Origin of the sequence: Alteribacillus sp. YIM 98480, assembly GCF_009765375.1 — a bacterium.
GTDB lineage: Bacteria > Bacillota > Bacilli > Bacillales > Marinococcaceae > Alteribacillus.
Window position 1 is genome coordinate 1 of record NZ_VTOK01000019.1, and the last position, 332, is coordinate 332.

At 43.7% G+C, this 332-nt stretch carries 1 protein-coding gene; it reads right to left on the minus strand.

Annotation, left to right across the window (positions count from 1 at the left end; all coding sequences use genetic code 11):
- On the minus strand, positions 1 to 332 hold a 332-nt coding region (locus FZF09_RS22690; protein ID WP_199256828.1), incomplete at both ends, for a UbiD family decarboxylase.

Consider the following 332-nt stretch of genomic DNA (forward strand, 5'->3'; position numbering starts at 1 on the left):
CTACTTTCACTTGGAGTCACTTGACTGATAATGGATACAAAATGAGCGTCTTTTTTTCGAGTAATAGCCGTGACGTTCATATAGGGATTAAACTCTTGAAGATTAACATGTCCATGGGATTCCCCAAAAGGACCTTCTGGCTCCAGAGAATCGGTAGGTATATACCCTTCAATCACAATTTCTGCATCGGCTGGAACTTGCAAGTCCACTGTTTTCGCTTGTACCACTTTTAAAGGTTCCCCTAACAAAGCTCCAGCCACAGAAAACTCGTCGGTATTATATGGCAGCTTTTGTACGGAACAATAAGGAACGGCTGGTGGACCACCGATCAC